The sequence below is a fragment of the Streptomyces smyrnaeus genome, from assembly GCF_017676345.1.
Taxonomy (GTDB): Bacteria; Actinomycetota; Actinomycetes; order Streptomycetales; family Streptomycetaceae; genus Streptomyces; species Streptomyces smyrnaeus.
The window spans coordinates 407,857-425,588 of record NZ_JAFFZM010000003.1 but is presented as its reverse complement, the minus strand read 5'-3'; the positions used below and the strand labels follow the sequence as shown (position 1 = coordinate 425,588).

Below are 17,732 nucleotides of genomic sequence, written 5' to 3'. Positions count from 1 at the left end.
GGAGCGGCACGGAGCGCGGCCCCGGAGCGGGGCCGCGGTCGGCCCCGACAGGGAAGCGGGGCCGGACGGCGGTACTGTGAGAGAACCATGAGCACACCTGTGGCCCAGCCCCCGTCGTACGCCGACACTCCGACCCTGCTGGTCAAGATCTTCGGCAAGGACCGGCCCGGCATCACCGCCGGCCTCTTCGACACCCTCGCGGCCTTCGCCGTCGAGGTCGTCGACATCGAGCAGCTCGTCACCCGCGGCCGGATCACCCTGTGCGCCCTGGTGACCGCGCCCAGCACCGGCACCGGCTCGGAGGGCGAGCTGCGCGCGACGGTGCACAGCTGGGCCGAGTCGATGAGTCTGACCGCCGAGATCATCTCCGGTACCGGCGACAACCGGCCCCGCGGCACCGGCCGTTCACACGTCACCGTGCTGGGCCACCCGCTCACCGCGGAGTCGACCGCCGCCATAGCGGCCAGCATCACCTCCACGGGCGGCAACATCGACCGCATCTTCCGGCTCGCCAAATACCCGGTGCTCGCCGTCGAGTTCGACGTCTCGGGCACGGAGACGGCGCTGCTGCGCACCTCCCTGGCGCTGGAGGCCGCCAAGTACGGCGTCGATGTGGCCGTCGTCGCCTCCGGACTGCAGCGGCGGGCGCAGCGGCTGGTCGTGATGGATGTGGACTCCACCCTCATCCAGGACGAGGTGATCGAGCTGTTCGCGGCCCACGCCGGCTGCGAGGCGCAGGTCGCCGAGGTGACGGCGCGGGCGATGCGCGGCGAACTGGACTTCGAGCAGTCGCTGCACGCGCGGGTCGAACTCCTGGCGGGGCTCGACGCGTCGGTCGTCGACAAGGTGCGCGACGAAGTGCGGCTCACCCCGGGGGCGCGCACCTTGATCCGTACGCTCAAGCGGCTCGGCTTCCAGGTGGGGGTCGTCTCCGGCGGCTTCACCCAGGTGACGGACGCGCTGCAGGAGGAGCTGGGGCTGGACTTCGCCTCGGCCAACACGCTGGAGATCGTCGACGGGAAGCTGACGGGGCGGGTCACCGGGGAGATCGTCGACCGCGCGGGCAAGGCCCGGCTGCTGCGCCGGTTCGCGGACGAGGCCGGGGTGCCGCTGGCGCAGACCGTCGCCATCGGTGACGGCGCCAACGACCTGGACATGCTCAACACCGCGGGGCTCGGCGTCGCCTTCAACGCCAAGCCCCTGGTGCGCGAGGCCGCCCACACGGCGGTGAACGTGCCGTTCCTGGACACGGTGCTCTATCTGCTGGGCATCACCCGCGAGGAGGTCGAGGCCGCGGACGGCCCCGAGGTGGACAGGGTCGCGTAGCCCGCCCCGCCCCACCTCGCCGTCATTCGTGCGGTGACCAGAAGTGGGTCAGCTCCGCGCTGCCCGGCTCCACCGACTTCCAGGAACCGGTGTACCGCAGGATGGCGACCGCCGCCGTGGGGAAGCCGCGGGCCATCCGCTCCTGTGCCTGCTGGTCGGCGGCGCCGGCGAGCACGTCGGCGACGGACTGCATCCCGGGATTGTGGCCGATGATCAGCAAGTCCCGCACTTCGTCGGCGACTTCGTTGATGACCTCGATGATCTGGCCGGGGGGCGCCTCGTAGAGACGCTCCTCGTACACCGTCTTGGGGCGCTGGGGTAGGTGCGAGACGACCAGCTTCCACGTCTCGCGGGTACGGGTGGCTGTCGAGCAGAGGGTGAGTTGCGGGGTGATGCCCTGGCCGGCGAGCCATTCGCCCGCCGCGGGGGCGTCCAGGCGGCCTCGCTCGGCGAGGGGCCGCTCGTGATCCGCCACCTGGGGCCAGTCCGCCTTGGCGTGCCGGAGAAGGACGATACTGCGGGGCACATCGACGCTCATGTGTCCCAGCTTCGCATGAAACGCGCTGACAGGCGCGGGGTGTTGAACGGTCGGTCCCCCACGGGTGACGGACGGTGACCCGCCGCTCACCCGGTCGCCGGGGCGGCCACCGGGTCACCCGAACGGATCAGCCCACCAAGGAACCCCACAGATGGGCGAGGAGGGACAGCAGCGGACTGTCGGCGGCGCGCTGGGCGGCGTCCGCCTGTCCCCCGCCCACCAGGAGGATGAGCAGCAGGACGAAGCCGAGCACCGGCAGCAGGAGTGCCCACCAGGGCAGCCGTGTCTGCGCGGCGTCCGACCGCCTGCCATCCGACGGCACGGACTCCGACCGTGTGGCGTCCGACCGCGTGGCGCCCGGGGCCGGGCGGTTCCTGCTCCGGTCCGATGTGAGGTGCGCGGGGGCCGTCATGGGGCTCGCCTCCGGTTCCGTGGGTGGTGCTGGTCCTTCTTGTACTTCTCGACGGTACGGAGGAGGGAGGCCCGGTCCCATCCGGTGACCCACCCAGTTACCCCTGAAGCCAACCCCCTAGGGGATGGTGGTGCCAGCCCCACCCCCGGGCGGCCGGGGGTCGGGCAGCCCGGGCAGAGCGGCAACCGGCGCCGGGGTGGGGGTGGAGGGCGGGATCAGCCGGCGGCGATGCTGGCGATCACACCGATGACAACGGTGACGGCCATCATCGCGCCGAAGATCAACAGGAGCTTCTTCTGCGGTTCCGGGGGATCGGGTTCGAGCACTGGCATGTGAGCCAGTGTCGCACTCAGCGTCCCTCCTCGATGACCCGGTCCCTGCCCGCCAGCAGCCCCGTCGCCATCTGGGCGAGCATCAGCGCGGTCATCAGCAGGAGCGGCAGGTGCCAGCCGCCGCTGAGATCGTGCAGCGAGCCGACGAGCAGCGGCCCGGGGATGGAGATCAGATAGCCGGTGCTCTGTGCGAACGCGGAGAGCTTGACGACGCCGGCGTTGGACCGCGACCGCATACCGATCATGGTGAGGGCCAGCGGGAAGGCGCAGTTGGAGACGCCCAGCACCAGGGCCCATATCCAGGCACCGGCGGCGGGGGCGAACCACAGGCCCGCGTAACCGGCCAGACCGCAGACGCCGAGCGCGAGCACCAGCGGGCCCTGGTGCCGCATCCGGGCGGCCAGCTTCGGCAGGACGAAGGAGAGCGGGACGCCCATGCCCATCGTCACCGCGAGCATCACACCGGCGGCCGAGGCGGAGACCCCGGCGTCGCGGAAGATCTGCGGCAGCCAGCCCATGGTGATGTAGGCGGCGGACGCCTGGAGGCCGAAGAAGACACCGAGGGCCCACGCGGTGGGCGACTTGGTGATCCGCAGCCCCGGTGCCGCGCCCGTACCGGCCGTGGAGCCCGCCGGTGTGCGCCGTGTGGCGCGGGCCTCGGTGGCGGCCTCGCCCTCGGCGGTCTGCTCGGGGACGGCCTCCTGGGCGGCCTGCGGCTCAGGGGCGCGCGCCGAGCGGTTCCGGGAGATCACGGCCCATGGGACGACGGCGACAGCGGCCAGCACCGCCCAGACACCCAGTCCCACGCGCCAGCTGCCGCCGAGCGCGTCGGTCATCGGTACGGTGACGGCGGCGGCACCGGCCGTGCCCAGGGCGAGCGCCATCGAGTAGAGCCCGGTCATGGACCCGACCCGGTCGGGGAACCAGTGCTTGACCACCACGGGCATCAGCACGTTGCTCACCGCGATCCCGGCGAGAGCGAGCATGGTGGCGGCCAGGAAGGTGGCGGTGCCGCCCGCCAGCGGCCGCAGCGCGAGCCCGAGGGCGATGGCCACCATGCCGCCCAGCACGACGAAGGCCGCGCCGCGACGGCGGGCCAACCGGGGGGCGAGGCCGCCGAAGACGGCGAAGCAGAGCGAGGGCACGGAGGTCAGCAGACCGGCGACGGTGCCGTTCATGTGCAGCCCGCGACGGACCTCCTCCAGCAGCGGGCCGAGGCCGGATATGGCGGGGCGCAGATTGAGCGCGGCGATCACCATTCCCACGGCGACGAGGCCGAGCAGCCAGCAGGGTCCCGCGGGGGCCGCGGCACCGGGAGGGGGAGGCACCGCCGGGGTGGCGGAGGGGCGCCCGGGGGCGGTGCGGGTCCCCAGTTCGGTGGTGGTTGCGGAGTTCCTGCTGTCGTCGTCTGCCATTGCCATGCGGCCCATCATAGAATCATGGGATGAATACCGGCCAATCCATTACTCCGCCCCCGCTCTCCGCTCCCCGGCGCGCGCCGTTGGCCGCTCAGGTGATCGCGACGCTGCGGCAGCAGATCACCTCGGGCCAGTGGCCGGTCGGCAGCCGTATCCCGACCGAGCCGGAGCTGGTCGAGCAGCTAGGGGTGGCCCGGAACACGGTGCGGGAGGCGGTGCGCGCCCTGGCGCACAACGGACTGCTGGACATCAGGCAGGGCTCGGGCACCTATGTGGTGGCGACCAGTGAGCTGGCCGGAGTGATGCACCGCAGATTCGCCGGGGCCGACCTGGGGCACGTCGCCGAGCTGCGGTCGGCGCTGGAGACGGCGGGTGCCAGGCTGGCGGCACGCCGGCGTACGGACGCGGATCTGCGGCAGCTCGACGGGCTGCTGGCCCGCCGGGAGGCGGCGTGGTACTCGGGGGAGGTCGAGCCCTTCATCGACGCCGACCGGAGCCTGCACATGGGCGTGGTCTCCGCCTCGCACAACGAGGTACTGACGGCGGTCTACGCCGACCTCGCCGAAGTGCTGCGGGCCTACCTCCGGCAGGACGTCGGCGAGGAGCTGCGCCAGGAGGACTACATGGATCACGCCCGGCTGCTGGAGGCCATCCGGGCGCAAGACGCGGACGCCGCCTCCAAGGAGGCGGCGTCGCACACGGCGGAATGGGGCTGCCTGTAGCCGTCCGGCGGCCCAGGTCTCCCCTCGAAGGTCGAGCGGGCTCAGGCCCCCATCATGTGGACGCCGCCGTCCACATGGACGATCTCGCCCGTGGTCCTGGGGAAGAAGTCCGACAGCAGGGCGACGACGCCGCGGCCGGCCGGGTCCGGATCGGTCAGCTCCCAGCCGATCGGAGCGCGGTGGTTCCACACGTCGGCCAGTTCCTCGAAGCCCGGGATGGACTTGGCGGCCATCGACTTGATGGGCCCGGCCGAGACGAGATTGCAGCGGATACCCTTCGGCCCCAGGTCGCGCGCCAGGTAACGGCTGGTGGACTCCAGGGCGGCCTTGGCCACGCCCATCCAGTCGTACTTCGGCCAGGCGATCTGCGCGTCGAAGGTGAGGCCGACGACGGAGCTGCCCTCGTGCATCAGCGGCAGGCAGGCCATGGTGAGCGACTTGAGCGAGTACGCCGAGACCTGCACGGCGGTGCTGACGTCCTCCCAGGTGCCGCCGAGGAAGTCGAAGGCGCCCTGCGGACCGAAGGCGATCGAGTGCACGATGCCGTCCACCCGCGCGTCCGCGCCCCAGTGCTCGCGGATCTTGTCGGCAAGCCCGTCCAGGTGCTCCTGGTTGCTGACGTCCAGCTCGATGACGGGCACGGCCTCGGGCAGCCGCTTGGCGATCCGCTCCACCAGGGAGAGCCGGCCGTAGCCGGTGAGGATGACCTCGGCCCCCTGCTCCTGTGCGACCTTCGCCGCGTGGAAGGCGATCGACCCGTCGGTGATGACGCCGGTGACAAGAATCCGCTTTCCAGCGAGGATTCCGCTCATGTTCAGTGACCCATGCCCAATCCGCCGTCCACGGGAATGACGGCTCCGGTGATGTACGCGGCCTCGTCGGACGCCAGGAAGCGGACCGAGGAGGCGACCTCCTCCGGCGTGGCGTAGCGGCCCAGCGGCACCTGCTTGACGATCTCCTCGCGCTGCTCGTCGGTGAGCGCGCGGGTCATGTCGGTGTCGACGAAGCCGGGCGCGACGACGTTGCAGGTGATGTTGCGGGAGCCCAGCTCGCGGGAGATCGAGCGGGCGAAGCCCACCAGTCCCGCCTTGGACGCCGCGTAGTTGGCCTGGCCGGCCTGGCCCATCAGGCCGACGACCGAGGAGATCAGCACGATGCGGCCCTTACGGGCCCGCAGCATGGCGCGGGAAGCGCGCTTGACCACCCGGTAGGTGCCGGTGAGGTTGGTGTCGACGACCGAGGCGAAGTCGTCCTCGGACATCCGCAGCAGCAGCTGGTCGCGGGTGATGCCCGCGTTGGCGACGAGCACCTCGACCGCGCCCTGCTTCTCCTCGATCTCCTTGTACGCCTGCTCCACCTGCTCCGGCTCGGTGATGTCGCACTTGACGCCGAGGAAGCCCTCGGGCGGCTCTCCGGAGCGGTAGGTGACGGCGACCTTGTCGCCTGCCTCGGCGAAGGCACGGGCGATGGCCAGGCCGATGCCGCGGTTCCCTCCGGTCACGAGCACTGAGCGGCTCACTGTGTGACCACCCTTTCTGCTTCTGCTGTCGCGGTCTGTCGCAAAGAGAACCTATCCGGCGCGGCCAGGTCGCGGGCACTCGGGCACGGACAGGGGCATCTACGGCCTCCTGTGGGGTCCCTACAGAAACGCCGTCCCGGGCGCGGGGGGCGAACCGCCGTGGGCGTCGGTGTCGGTGGGGGCGCATAGACTTCCCGTGACCGTGTTGAGCAACCACCACACCAGGACAGTGACGTGACACGCCTCGGCGACTCCGTACAGCGCGCCAGTGAGCTGCTGGCCCAGGACCTCTCCTCCGACACCAATGTCGAGCGGCTGCTCGCGGAGACCGGGACGCGGCGCTATCTGGACCTGAGCGATCTGCCGGCCAAGGAGCAGGCGGAGCTGATCGGTGCCCGCTCGGTCGAGCTGCTGCCGTCGGTGGAAAAGCTCGCCGAGCGGATCGAGGAGCGCGCGGCCCAGGGCAAGGGGCTGCACATCAAGCTGGGTATCGACCCGACGGCGGCGGATGTGCACCTGGGGCACGCGGTTCCGGTGATCGTGCTCAGCCGGTTCCAGCGGATGGGCCACGACGTCACGCTGATCATCGGCGATTTCACCGCCAAGATCGGCGACCCCTCCGGCCGTACGGCCGAGCGCCCACCGCTGACCGACGAGGACATCGCCCGGAACCTGTCGGGCTACCAGGAACAGGTGCGGCCCTTCTTCGACTTCGAGAAGGTGCGGTTCGCGCGCAACAGCGACTGGCTCGCCCCCTACACCCTGCCGAAGCTGCTGGGGCTGCTGGCGCAGGTGCCGGTCTCCTCGCTGCTCCAGCGGGAGGACTTCCGCAACCGGCTCTCGGAGGGCTCGGGCCTGACGATGTCCGAGCTGCTCTACCCCGTCGCCCAGGCCCTCGACTCGGTCGAGCTGGCCTGCGATGTGGAGCTGGGCGGTGTCGACCAGCTGCTCAACCTGCAGATGGGCCGCCGGGTGATGGAGGCGCACGGGCAGCAGCCGCAGCTCGTGGTCACCATGCCGCTGGTCGAGGGCACCGACGGCTCGGGCGCGAAGATGTCCAAGTCCAAGGGCAACTACGTCGGCCTGAACAGCGCGCCCGACGAGGTGTTCGGCAAGATCATGTCGATCCCGGACCGGCTGATGGTTCCCTACCTGCGGGCCTGGACCGAGTGGACGGACACCGAGATCGACCAGGCGACGACCCGGATCGAGGCGGGTTCGCTGCACCCCATGGATCTGAAGAAGGTCCTGGCGGGCGAGGTCGTCGCGGCCCTGCACGGCGTGCCCGCCGCGATGGCGGCCCGCGCCCACTTCGTGGCGCAGTTCTCCAAGAAGTCGTTCTCCGACGTGGAGACGCTGCCCTTCGTGGAGGTGGCCGAGCACGGCGAAGAGGGTGTCGCCGCGGTACTGACGAAGGTCCTGGAATTCACCCCGAGCGCGTCGGCGGCCCGCCGGATCGCGAAGCAGAGCGGGCTGCGGCTGATCGTCGAGAGGGGCGGTGAGGAGCAGCAGAAGGTCGTGCTCTCCGAGGCGGAGGCGCTGCGCCCGCTGGCCGAGGTCGCCCGGGAGGCGGTTGCCGCGCAGGGAGGCGGCGCGGCCGACGCGGTGTATCTGAAGGCGGGCCGCAAGGTCGCCGAGATCCGCGGTCTGTGACGGTGCGCGGCGGGTCGGCCGGCCAGGCCGTACCCCGGCCCTCCGGTCGGGGTACGCAGTCTGCCGGACCCGCCGGGCCGCCGTTGTACGCAGCGCGGCCGAGCCGGTCCGCCCGGCGTCCCGGTCTCGTGGCGGACACCTCCGAGGCGTACCGTGGAAAAGGTCCGGATCTCCGTGCCCCGTCGCGGGGAACGGCAGGTGAGCAGGTGGTGGAATGTGATGCGCAAGCAGCACCAGCCGGAGGTTTTCCGGATCACCGGGGCCCGTCAGGGTCTGCAGGAGGACGTGCGTGGGAGACAGCGTCGCTATGTGATCTCCATGCTGGTCCGCACGGTCGCCGTCGTACTCACCGTGGTGTTGTGGAACGTCGAGCGTCCGCTGGCGGTGGGGACGCTGGTGCTGGGCCTGGTCCTGCCGTACGTCGCGGTGGTGATCGCCAACGCGGGCCGGGAGAACGCTCCTTCGGCTCCGCCGGCGGTCCCGCCCCCTCCTCCTGGTGAGGCGTTGGAGGCTTCACGGGTGACCAAGGCGGAGGACGAATCCGCCGAAGCGGGGGGCGAAACCGCCACGGAAGCGGCTCAGTCGGCCTCGAACGAGGCGGCGAGTGACCGCAGTTGATCTGGTTCTTCGCACAAAGCTCAAGAAAACCTCAGATCAATCCTGCGGTTCCGGTGCACTGCGGCCGCTCCCGCATGCCATACTTCATGTGCGCTCCGCATCCCCCGTCGGAGCGATGGACCGACGCCGGGCGGCTCCCCCCGTGGCTGCCCGGCGTCGCTTAATGTCCGGAGCGTGAGGGAGGATGGCGGCGTGATCCCTTCCGCCTCCCCCTCCGACGAGGGGCCCGACACCCCGATCTGCTCCGCCAAGGGCTGCCGCGAGCCGGCCGTGTGGGTGCTTGCCTGGAACAATCCGAAGCTGCACACCCCTGAGCGCCGCAAGACGTGGCTGGCGTGCGAGGAGCACCGCGAACATCTGTCGACGTTCCTCGGCATGCGCGGCTTTCTGAAGGACACCGTGCCGTTGGCCGAGTGGGAGTCGGCCAACGGCGACTGAGTCGGCCGGCGGCGGCAGGGTCAGCCGCCGATCGCTGACATCGGGCGCTGGGGCTGGACGAACGAGGGGTCGTCGATCCCGGCGCCCGCCTTCTTGCCCCACATCGCCTTGCGCCACAGCGCCGCGATCTGGGCGTCGGACGCCCCGCCGCGCAGCGCGCCACGCAGATCGGACTCCTCCGTGGCGAACAGACAGGTGCGCACCTGCCCGTCGGCCGTCAGCCGGGTGCGGTCGCAGGCGCGGCAGAACGGCCGGGTGACCGAGGCGATGACGCCGACCCGCTGCGGGCCGCCGTCCACCAGCCAGCGCTCGGCGGGGGCCGAGCCGCGCTCCTCCTGGCCCTCGGGGGTGAGGGTGAAGCGGGTGCGCAGCGAGGCGAGGATGTCGCCCGCGGTGATCATGCCCTCGCGCTGCCAGCCGTGCTGGGCGTCGAGCGGCATCTGCTCGATGAATCGCAGCTCGTAGTCCTCCCGCAGCGCCCAGGCGAGCAGCTCGGGGGCCTCCTGGTCGTTGAGGCCGGGCATCAGCACCGCGTTCACCTTCACGGGGGCCAGCCCCGCCTCCCGCGCCGCGGCCAGTCCGCGCAGCACGTCGGTGTGGCGCTTGCGGCGCGTCATGCGCTGGAACGTCTCCGGGTCGAGGGTGTCCAGTGAGACGTTCACCCGGTCCAGGCCCGCCTCGCGCAGCGCCACCGCGGTGCGCTCCAGGCCGATGCCGTTGGTGGTCAGCGACATTTTGGGACGGGGCTCCAGCTCGGCGCAGCGCGCGACGATGCTCGTCAGTCCGGGGCGCAGCAGGGGCTCGCCGCCGGTGAAGCGGACCTCGGTGACGCCCAGGTCCGTGGTGGCGATCCGGACCAGCCGCACGATCTCGTCGTCCGTCAGCAGCTGTGGCTTGGCCAGCCACTGCAGCCCTTCCTCCGGCATGCAGTAGGTGCAGCGCAGATTGCAGCGGTCGGTCAGCGAGACGCGCAGGTCGGTGGCGACCCGTCCGTAGGTGTCGAGCAGCATGCTGACGGCCCTCCCAGGTGCGTGATCTGCTTCGCAGCGTAGGTCACGTCTGTGACATCCGACAGCGCCGATTGTTGCGTCCTCGCACCTGAGAGGGGCGACCGCCGGGGAGGGCCGCATACGCGGTCCTCCCCGGGAGCCGTCCTGCCCACAGGGTGCGGTCCCCGGAGGTCGGGGGCCGCACCCGGGCGGCTCAGTGGGCGCCCACTCCGGTCATGGAGCGGACCTCGAGTTCGGCGTACTTGGCGCCGCCGGCGCCCTCGTCCTTGGACAGGAGGGAGCCGAGCCAGCCGAGGAAGAAGCCGAGGGGGATGGAGATGAGGCCGGGGTTCTGCAGGGGGAACCAGGCGAAGTCGACGTCCGGGAACATCGAGGTCTCCTTGCCGGTGACGACCGGCGAGAAGAAGACCAGGAACACGGAGGAGAACAGTCCGCCGTAGATGGACCACAGGGCGCCGGTGGTGGTGAAGCGCTTCCAGAACAGGCTGTAGAGGAGGGTGGGCAGATTCGCGGAGGCGGCCACGGCGAAGGCCAGTGCGACCAGTCCCGCGACGTTGAGCTTGCCGGCGAAGATGCCCAGGCCGATGGCCACACCTCCGATGATGACGGCCGAGACCCGGGCGGCCTTGACTTCTTCCTTCTCGGTGGCTTTGCCCTTGCGGATGACGTTGGCGTACAGGTCGTGCGCGAAGGAGGAGGAAGAGGCGAGGGTCAGTCCGGCGACCACGGCGAGGATGGTGGCGAAGGCGACAGCGGAGATCATCGCCAGCAGCACCGCGCCGCCGGTCGAGTCGGCGCCGCCGCCGATCTCCTGGGCGAGCAGGGGGGCCGCGGTGTTGCCCGCCGCGTTGGAGTCGGTGATCGTCTTCGGGCTGAGCAGCGCGGCGGCGCCGAAGCCGAGCGCGATGGTCATCAGATAGAAGACGCCGATGATGCCGATGGCCCAGTTCACCGACTTCCGGGCCGCCTTGGCGGTGGGCACGGTGTAGAAGCGGATGAGGATGTGCGGCAGCCCGGCGGTGCCCAGGACGAGGGCGATGCCGAGGGAGATGAAGTCGATCTTCGAGGTCGTCGAGATGCCGTACTTGAGTCCGGGTTCCAGGAACGACGCCCCCTTCCCGCTGTTCTCGGCGGCGGCGCCGAGCAGCGAGGAGAGGTTGTAGTTGAACTTGTGGAACACCAGCACGGTGATGATGACCGTGCCGCCGATGAGCAGGCACGCCTTGATCATCTGGACCCAGGTGGTGCCCTTCATACCGCCGATCGTCACGTAGAGGATCATGACGATGCCGACGAAGACGACGATCAGGTTCTTGCCGGCCTCACCCGTGATGCCCAGCAGCAGGGCGACGAGTGCGCCCGCGCCGACCATCTGGGCGAGCAGGTAGAAGATCGATACGACGATGGTGGAGACGCCGGCCGCGGTCCGCACCGGGCGCTGCCGCATCCGGTAGGCCAGCACGTCGCCCATGGTGTAGCGGCCGGAGTTGCGCAGTGGCTCGGCCACCAGCAGCAGGGCCACCAGCCAGGCGACGAGGAAGCCGATGGAGTACAGGAATCCGTCGTATCCGGACAGCGCGATGGCACCGGCGATGCCGAGGAAGGACGCGGCCGACATGTAGTCGCCGGAGATGGCCAGGCCGTTCTGGAAGCCGCTGAACTGCCGGCCGCCCGCGTAGAAGTCGTTGGCGCCCTTGGTCGTGCGGCCGGCCCAGACGGTGACGCCGAGGGTGGCTACCACAAAGATGGAGAAAAGGGTGATGATCAGCGGGCGGTGCTCGCTCGCGCCCTCGGCCGCCAGCTGGGTGAGGGGTGCGGCGAACTGGTGGGTGGGACTCATGCGTCGTCCTCCTGACCGGCGAGCTCGCCCTTGTCCTTGTCGACGGGGTCGGCCTGGTGGCCGATCCCCCCTCCGGCCGCCCGCTGGAGGTTCTCGGCCTCCAGCCGCGTCTTGAGCGCCTCCGCCTTGGGGTCGAGCTTGGCGGCGGCGAACCGCGAGTACCACCAGGCGATCAGAAAGGTCGTCAGGAACTGTGCGAGGCCGAAGACGAAGGCGACGTTGATGTTGCCGACGACTTTGGTGCCCATGAAGTCGCCCGCGTAGTTGGAGAGCAGGACGTACAGCAGGTACCAGATGATGAACCCGACGGTGAGCGGGAAGACGAACGAGCGGTAACTGCGCCGCAGATCCCCGAACTCGGCGCTGTGCTGCACGTCCGTGTAGTCCCGGGGGCCCGGCGGGCCGGGACTCGCGTGCTCTGGGGCGGTGTCCACAGTGACTCCAGACGAAACGTGAGGAACGTGATGGGGGGCTATAGATGTGACCCATATCTCAATGGGCGCACGGTGCGCGCATCGTAGATCGTGTGCGGGTCCCACAACAGGGGGTCGGTAGTTGAAAGTGATATGACCGATCACGGTTGTGCACAGCCTTCGGACTTTCTCCATCAATCCATTGCAGTTACCTGGCTCTCAGGGATAACTTCCGTCGTCGGTGGACAACTTCAGACGACATGGAGACCCCATGGATTTGCGACCATCCAGACGGCGGCGCGCGCTCGCGGTGCCGTTGGGACTGGTACTGACCGCCTCCCTCGGCCTGGCGGGCGCGGCTGCCGCGAACGCGCAGGACTCCGACGGTGCCGCGGCGCCCAAGGCGAAGGCCGGCGAGAAGCTGAGCTACATCGTCAACACCGAAACCGACGGCGGTACCGTCAAACGTGTCAAGAGGGAGATACGCGAGGCTGACGGCAAGGTCGTCGCCACGTACAAGAAGATAGGCGTCATCGTCGCGCACTCCAGCAACCCGGGGTTCGGCGAGGCGCTGCGCGCGGTCGACGGCGTCGACTCGGCGGGTGCCACCCGCACCGCGCCGCTCAAGGCCGCGACCACCACCGAGGTGGGCAAGCCGCACTTCGTCAAGGAGCCCAAGGCGAAGTCGACCCTGGCCAAGGCGCAGGCCAACGACCAGGAGCCGCTGGAGTCCCTGCAGTGGGACAAGCGGGCCATCAAGGCCGACAAGGCGGCCAAGATCGACCAGGGCAGCAAGAAGGTCACCGTCGGCGTCATCGACACCGGGGTGGACGACACCCACCCGGACCTGAAGCCCAACTTCTCCGCGAAGCAGTCCGCGAACTGCGTCGGCGGCAAGGCCGACACCACGCCCGGCGCCTGGCGTCCGTACAACGCGGACGAGGACTACCACGGCACCCACGTGGCGGGCATCATCGCGGCGCCCCGCAACGGCGTCGGCATCGCCGGCACCGCGCCCGGCGTGAAGGTCGCCTCCCTGAAGGTCAGCGAGCCCGAGACGTCGCTGTTCTACAGCGAGGCCGTCGTGTGCGCGATGGTCTTCGCGGCCGACCACGGCATCGAGGTGACCAACAACAGCTACTACGTCGACCCGTGGCTCTACAACTGCGACAACCAGGCCGACCAGAAGGCCATCGCCGAGTCGGTGCAGCGGGCCATCAGGTACGCGCAGGGCAAGGGCGTCACCACCGTCAGCTCGGCCGGCAACTCCTCGCACGACCTCGCGGCAGCCGAGATCGTGGACGACACGAGCCCGAACGACACCACTCCGGTGAAGCGCACCATCAACCCGGCCACCTGCCCGGACGTGCCCACGATGCTCAACGGCGCCACCTCCGTCTCGTCGACCGGCCCGGAGAACCTCAAGTCCTACTACTCCAACTACGGCCGGTACGAGATCGACGTCACGGCGCCCGGCGGTGACCGCGCGTTCCAGACCCCGGAGGAGCCCGCCAAGGACGGTGGCGTGCTGTCCACCATGCCGAACGGCGACTACGCCTACCTCCAGGGCACCTCGATGGCCGGACCGCAGGTCGCGGGCGTGGCGGCGCTCATCAAGAGCAACCACCCCAAGGCCAGTGCCCAGGAGATCTCCTGGATGCTGAAGGCACAGGCGCAGACCCTGCCGTGCCCGGAGAAGTACGACCCGGGCAACCGCGGCACCTACGCCGCGAACTGCACCGGTGTGAAGGGGAACAACAGCTTCTACGGTCATGGGATCGTGGACGCGCTGGCGGCCGTCACGAAGTGACGACCGCACCGACCGCCCGCTGCTGTCACGGCAGCCGGGGCAGTCGCTGAGCGGGGCCGGACCGCGTACAGCGGTCCGGCCCCTGCTGTTGTGGCCCCGGCCGAGCAGGCGTTCCTGCTGAGACGCCCCGCAGGCTGCGGGCTCCGGCTACCGGTCGGTGGCGAGTTCGGCGGCAGGCTGTGCCGAGGACTGTGCCGGGACCGTCGGCTGTGCCGGGACGGCGCCCCGGCTGGTCCGGTGCGCCGTGGGCTGCCATCCCGGGCCGCGGAAGATCCGCCCGGCGCGCTCCCGCCAGCTGTGTGCCGCGCGGAGGTCGCGGGCGATGGCCGCGTACTCGTGGGTGGCCACACGCAGCGGGTTGTAGGTGTCGATGTTCTTCGTCAGCCCGAAGACACAGGCGTCGGTCTCCGGTACGAACGAGCCGAACAGCCGGTCCCAGACGATGAGGATGCCGCCGAAGTTGCGGTCCAGATAGCTGCCCTGGGACGCGTGGTGCACCCGATGGTGCGAGGGCGTGTTGAAGACGAACTCGATGGGCCGGGGCAGCTTCCCGATCCGCTCGGTGTGGATCCAGAACTGGTAGACGAGGTTCGTGGAGGAGCAGAACGCGAGGGCCGCCGGATGGACGCCGCAGGCGATCAACGGCACATAGAACGGCCATACGGTCCAGGTCGTCCACGGCTGGCGCAGCGCGGTGGTGAAGTTGAACTTCCTGCTGGAGTGGTGCACCACATGACAGGCCCACAGGATGCGGATCACGTGATGGCCACGGTGCGACCAGTAGTAGAAGAAGTCCTGCGCGAGCAGCATCAGGGGCAGGGTCCACCAGAGGATCGGCACCCGCAGCGGGGTGAGTTCGTAGATCGCCGCGTAGACGGCGACGATCGGGATCTTCCACAGCGCGTCGAACACCAGGCTGCCGAGCCCCATGGTGATGCTGGTGGCGGCATCCTTCGCCGCGTACCCGGCGGAGTCCTCGTCCGGGTGCAGGCGGTAGCTCACCATCTCGATGACGGTGAGCAGTACGAAGGCGGGGATGGACCAGAGGACGACATCAGGCAAGCTGGACGGCATGTCAGCAAGGTAAGGCCGTCGGCGGAGCCGCGCCAGAGGTTGTTACCGGTTGGTATGAGCTTTCGGCCCCACCGCCGCGCCGTCGAAAGAGGCCGGACGCGCCTCGATCGGAGGCGACGCCCCCGCCTGACCGGGCGCAGGCGGGGTGGGGGTTTCCCCGGGAGGGCCGGCCCGGGCCCGTCCTCCCGGCGGGGGCGGCGTCGGCGTCAACTGCGAAGCCGCACACGGTCGTTCCCGGCCCTGGGACGATCCCGGATACCGCGGGGACGGTCTCTCCCGCCGTCCCTCGTCGCGAGTACGGGTGAACAGGGCACGGTGGAACGGGTGTTCCTCCCGGTGCGGCCGGGCGGCGCAGGCCCGAGGCGCACACTGCCGGATTGCGCGGGGCGCGCGCCCCGGAGGCGATGCGCGCCGTGCGGTTCTCGGCCATCGGTCCCGCCCTGGGCGAACCCGGCCGGGACCGCTCCCGGTGCGGGCCTGGGCGACGACTTGATCGTCATGTCCGATTCGCCCCCGACCGAAGGGGTTTGAGGTCACCGTCCCGCTCCCACCTTTCGGCCATGCCCGACGCGTCCGGCATGAGCCCGGGAGCAGGCGCGCCGTGAAGCGCTGTCAGTACCGCCCCGTATTCTCTGTGACCATGCTCGAAGACCAGACGGCACGCACGGACGGGACGTCCACGCGCATCCCCGCGCAACCCGCCGCCGACGCCCCGGCACCCCTCAGCTGGCCCGCCGGGTACCCGGACGGCTATGCGGTGGTGGACGTGGAGACCACGGGCCTCGCGCGGGACGACCGGATAGTGTCCGCGGCCGTCTACCGGCTGGACGCACGCGGCGAGGTCGAGGACCACTGGTACACACCCGTCAATCCGCAGCGCGATCCCGGACCCACCTGGATCCACGGGCTGACGGCCGAGGCCCTGGCCGACGCGCCGCTCTTCGCGGAGATCGCCGACGAGTTCGCCACCCGGCTGGAGGGCCGGGTCCTGGTCGCGCACAACGCCATCTTCGACTGGTCGATGATCGCGCGGGAGTACGCCCGGGCGAAGCGCGAGGCGCCGGTGCGCCAGCGGCTGTGCACCATCGCGCTGTCCAAGGAACTGTCCCTGCCGCTGCCCAACCACAAGCTGGAGTCCCTCGCCGCGCACTACGGCGTGGTCCAGCAGCGGGCGCACCACGCGCTGGACGACGCGCGGGTGCTGGCCGAGGCCTTCCGCCCCAGCCTCCGGCTGGCGGCGCGGCACCAGGTGCGGCTGCCGCTGCTCGCCTGCCAGCCGCTCACCGAGTGGTCGGACGCGGTGGTGTCGCGCCGTGCCGGAGGCGGAGCGAGCACCGGATCCGGCTACCGCTCCTACGGCGGCGGCTACGGCACCTGGCGCCCCTCGCGCAAACGGCCCGCCTGCCCGTATCCCAACCCTGGGCGGTACGAACCGGAGGGACGGCTGGTGCAGGGGATGCGAGTGGCCATCTCCGGCGACACCTCTGTCGACCGGGAGCTGCTGGAGGACCGCGCCATCGAGGCGGGGCTGCACATCGCGACCAGCGTCTCGCGACTCACCAGCCTCCTGGTCACCAACGACCCGGACTCCCCCACCTCCAAGGTGGTCAAGGCCCGCACCTACGGCACACCCGTCGTCGACGAGGCAGCCTTCACCCAGCTCCTCCAGGATGTGGCCCCCGCGCCGGAGAACTGAAGGGCGCGGGGTACCGTCAGTAAACGTGTACCGCTTCCTGTTGTCCCGGCAGTGGGTGATCCTCACCCTGCTCGCCGTCGTGCTGATCCCCACGATGATCAAGCTGGGTTTCTGGCAGCTGCACCGGCACGAGAGCCGGGTGGCCCGCAACGAGGAAGTGGCCGCGAGCCTGGCGGCGCCGACCGTTCCGGTCACCGAGCTGACCGGAAAGGGCCGGAAGCCCGCCTCCGACGACAAGTTCCGCACGGTCACCGCGCGCGGCACCTACGACACCGCGCACGAGGTCGTCGTCCGGCACCGCACCGGCCCGGACCGCGACACCATCGGCTACTTCGTCGTCACACCGCTCGTCCTGGAGGACGGCTCGGCGATCCTCGTCAACCGGGGCTGGATCCGCGCGGACCGCGATCTGACCGCCTACCCCGAGGTGCCCGCGCCGCCGAAGGGCCGGGTCGGTGTCGTCGGGCGGATCATGCCCGACGAGACGACCGAGGCCAGCGGTATCAAGGACACCAAGGGGCTGCCCGACCGCCAGGTCATGCTGATCAACAGCCACAAGCTGGCCGACGAGGTGGACCACCCTCTGCTGTCCGGCTACATCCAGCTGACGAAGACCTCGCCGAAGCCCGCCGGCAAACAGCCCGAGGTACTGCCCGAGCCCGATCACAGCGGCATCGGCCCGCACATGGCCTACGCAGTGCAGTGGTGGCTGTTCGCCGCAGCGGTACCGGTCGGGTGGGTCGTCCTCGTCCGCCGCGAGGTCAAGGAGCGGCGCGCCGCGGTGGACGCCGCCGCTGAGCAGCCGAACGCGGTGACCGAGCCCGTCTGAGATCCGCCGGAGCCTGCACGTCGCGCACCGCCGGGGCGGGACGAGGGTGTGCGGACTCCCGCAGCCACCGCGTTCGCCGCCGTC

General features: G+C 70.3%; 17 protein-coding genes and 1 pseudogene. 8 read left to right on the top strand and 10 right to left on the bottom strand.

Features of this window, described 5'->3' with window-relative positions:
* The first annotated feature begins 87 nt into the window (after positions 1-87).
* Entirely contained in the window at positions 88-1,326 is a 1,239-nt protein-coding gene (gene serB / locus JW613_RS08005) for a phosphoserine phosphatase SerB (protein WP_209209971.1), read from the top strand.
* Positions 1,327-1,348: 22 nt separating this feature from the next.
* Here serB and JW613_RS08000 read toward each other — a convergent pair whose 3' ends face one another.
* From JW613_RS08000 to JW613_RS07990, 4 genes are all read right to left on the bottom strand, one after another.
* Positions 1,349-1,864, bottom strand: a complete 516-nt coding sequence (locus JW613_RS08000) for a SixA phosphatase family protein (protein ID WP_099879324.1) — start codon at positions 1,862-1,864, stop codon at positions 1,349-1,351.
* Between the two features lie 127 nt (positions 1,865-1,991).
* Positions 1,992-2,186, bottom strand: a complete 195-nt coding sequence (locus JW613_RS07995) for a hypothetical protein (protein WP_245225230.1) — start codon at positions 2,184-2,186, stop codon at positions 1,992-1,994.
* Positions 2,187-2,491: 305 nt separating this feature from the next.
* Positions 2,492-2,608 (bottom strand): SGM_5486 family transporter-associated protein, encoded by a 117-nt coding sequence (locus JW613_RS36295; protein WP_280635113.1) that lies wholly within the window; start codon positions 2,606-2,608, stop codon positions 2,492-2,494.
* 17 nt (positions 2,609-2,625) lie between these two features.
* Positions 2,626-4,023 carry a CynX/NimT family MFS transporter gene (locus JW613_RS07990; RefSeq protein WP_372447923.1) on the bottom strand — a complete coding sequence of 466 codons (1,398 nt, stop codon included), beginning with the start codon at positions 4,021-4,023 and terminating at the stop codon, positions 2,626-2,628.
* 29 nt (positions 4,024-4,052) lie between these two features.
* On the opposite strand from JW613_RS07990, the gene JW613_RS07985 reads away from it, so the two are divergent.
* Positions 4,053-4,748 carry a FadR/GntR family transcriptional regulator gene (locus JW613_RS07985; protein WP_209209968.1) on the top strand — a complete coding sequence of 232 codons (696 nt, stop codon included), beginning with the start codon at positions 4,053-4,055 and terminating at the stop codon, positions 4,746-4,748.
* A 41-nt stretch (positions 4,749-4,789) separates the two neighbouring features.
* Here the strand turns inward: JW613_RS07985 and fabI are convergent, their stop codons facing one another.
* Both fabI and fabG read right to left on the bottom strand, forming a co-directional pair.
* A complete protein-coding gene (fabI, locus tag JW613_RS07980; protein ID WP_099879332.1) occupies positions 4,790-5,560 on the bottom strand; it encodes an enoyl-ACP reductase FabI in 771 nt (256 codons plus the stop codon).
* A 2-nt stretch (positions 5,561-5,562) separates the two neighbouring features.
* Positions 5,563-6,267 (bottom strand): 3-oxoacyl-[acyl-carrier-protein] reductase, encoded by a 705-nt coding sequence (gene fabG, locus JW613_RS07975; RefSeq protein WP_209209967.1) that lies wholly within the window; start codon positions 6,265-6,267, stop codon positions 5,563-5,565.
* A gap of 234 nt (positions 6,268-6,501) precedes the next feature.
* On the opposite strand from fabG, the gene tyrS reads away from it, so the two are divergent.
* The 3 genes from tyrS (at position 6,502) to JW613_RS07960 (ending at position 8,976) form a co-directional block, all read left to right on the top strand.
* Positions 6,502-7,920, top strand: coding sequence for a tyrosine--tRNA ligase (gene tyrS / locus JW613_RS07970; protein ID WP_209209966.1), 1,419 nt, complete (start codon positions 6,502-6,504; stop codon positions 7,918-7,920).
* Positions 7,921-8,139: 219 nt separating this feature from the next.
* Positions 8,140-8,538 (top strand): DUF3099 domain-containing protein, encoded by a 399-nt coding sequence (locus tag JW613_RS35635; protein ID WP_245225226.1) that lies wholly within the window; start codon positions 8,140-8,142, stop codon positions 8,536-8,538.
* Positions 8,539-8,730: 192 nt separating this feature from the next.
* On the top strand, positions 8,731-8,976 hold the full coding sequence (locus JW613_RS07960; RefSeq protein WP_099879341.1) for a hypothetical protein: 246 nt from the start codon (positions 8,731-8,733) through the stop codon (positions 8,974-8,976).
* A gap of 20 nt (positions 8,977-8,996) precedes the next feature.
* On the opposite strand, the gene moaA is transcribed toward JW613_RS07960, so the two are convergent.
* The 3 genes and pseudogenes from moaA to JW613_RS35630 form a co-directional block, all read right to left on the bottom strand.
* Entirely contained in the window at positions 8,997-9,986 is a 990-nt protein-coding gene (gene moaA, locus JW613_RS07955) for a GTP 3',8-cyclase MoaA (protein ID WP_209209965.1), read from the bottom strand.
* A gap of 193 nt (positions 9,987-10,179) precedes the next feature.
* Positions 10,180-11,826 carry a monocarboxylic acid transporter gene (locus tag JW613_RS07950; RefSeq protein WP_209209964.1) on the bottom strand — a complete coding sequence of 549 codons (1,647 nt, stop codon included), beginning with the start codon at positions 11,824-11,826 and terminating at the stop codon, positions 10,180-10,182.
* Positions 11,827-11,924: 98 nt separating this feature from the next.
* A pseudogene (locus tag JW613_RS35630) lies at positions 11,925-12,260 on the bottom strand (DUF485 domain-containing protein); the annotation flags it as partial.
* Between the two features lie 250 nt (positions 12,261-12,510).
* Between JW613_RS35630 and JW613_RS07940 the strand changes: the two are divergent.
* Positions 12,511-14,049, top strand: coding sequence for a S8 family peptidase (locus JW613_RS07940; protein ID WP_209209962.1), 1,539 nt, complete (start codon positions 12,511-12,513; stop codon positions 14,047-14,049).
* Between the two features lie 147 nt (positions 14,050-14,196).
* On the opposite strand, the gene JW613_RS07935 is transcribed toward JW613_RS07940, so the two are convergent.
* The gene (locus JW613_RS07935) at positions 14,197-15,123 is read right to left on the bottom strand and encodes a sterol desaturase family protein (protein ID WP_209209961.1); all 927 of its coding nucleotides are present in this window, start codon (positions 15,121-15,123) and stop codon (positions 14,197-14,199) included.
* A 640-nt stretch (positions 15,124-15,763) separates the two neighbouring features.
* Here JW613_RS07935 and JW613_RS07930 point away from each other — a divergent pair.
* Positions 15,764-16,819 carry a DEDDh family exonuclease gene (locus JW613_RS07930; RefSeq protein ID WP_209209960.1) on the top strand — a complete coding sequence of 352 codons (1,056 nt, stop codon included), beginning with the start codon at positions 15,764-15,766 and terminating at the stop codon, positions 16,817-16,819.
* Between the two features lie 25 nt (positions 16,820-16,844).
* The gene (locus tag JW613_RS07925) at positions 16,845-17,648 is read left to right on the top strand and encodes an SURF1 family cytochrome oxidase biogenesis protein (protein WP_209209959.1); all 804 of its coding nucleotides are present in this window, start codon (positions 16,845-16,847) and stop codon (positions 17,646-17,648) included.
* Positions 17,649-17,732 lie beyond the last annotated feature (84 nt).

What these genes read in the sequence shown, in the direction of transcription:
- serB (WP_209209971.1), top strand. Translation starts at nt 88, where the DNA reads ATGAGCACACCTGTGGCCCAGCCCCCGTCGTACGCCGACACTCCGACC.
- JW613_RS08000 (WP_099879324.1), bottom strand. Translation starts at nt 1,864, where the DNA reads ATGAGCGTCGATGTGCCCCGCAGTATCGTCCTTCTCCGGCACGCCAAG.
- JW613_RS36295 (WP_280635113.1), bottom strand. Translation starts at nt 2,608, where the DNA reads ATGCCAGTGCTCGAACCCGATCCCCCGGAACCGCAGAAGAAGCTCCTG.
- JW613_RS07990 (WP_372447923.1), bottom strand. Translation starts at nt 4,023, where the DNA reads ATGGCAGACGACGACAGCAGGAACTCCGCAACCACCACCGAACTGGGG.
- JW613_RS07985 (WP_209209968.1), top strand. Translation starts at nt 4,053, where the DNA reads ATGAATACCGGCCAATCCATTACTCCGCCCCCGCTCTCCGCTCCCCGG.
- fabI (WP_099879332.1), bottom strand. Translation starts at nt 5,560, where the DNA reads ATGAGCGGAATCCTCGCTGGAAAGCGGATTCTTGTCACCGGCGTCATC.
- JW613_RS35635 (WP_245225226.1), top strand. Translation starts at nt 8,140, where the DNA reads ATGCGCAAGCAGCACCAGCCGGAGGTTTTCCGGATCACCGGGGCCCGT.
- moaA (WP_209209965.1), bottom strand. Translation starts at nt 9,986, where the DNA reads ATGCTGCTCGACACCTACGGACGGGTCGCCACCGACCTGCGCGTCTCG.
- JW613_RS07950 (WP_209209964.1), bottom strand. Translation starts at nt 11,826, where the DNA reads ATGAGTCCCACCCACCAGTTCGCCGCACCCCTCACCCAGCTGGCGGCC.
- JW613_RS07940 (WP_209209962.1), top strand. Translation starts at nt 12,511, where the DNA reads ATGGATTTGCGACCATCCAGACGGCGGCGCGCGCTCGCGGTGCCGTTG.
- JW613_RS07935 (WP_209209961.1), bottom strand. Translation starts at nt 15,123, where the DNA reads ATGCCGTCCAGCTTGCCTGATGTCGTCCTCTGGTCCATCCCCGCCTTC.
- JW613_RS07930 (WP_209209960.1), top strand. Translation starts at nt 15,764, where the DNA reads ATGCTCGAAGACCAGACGGCACGCACGGACGGGACGTCCACGCGCATC.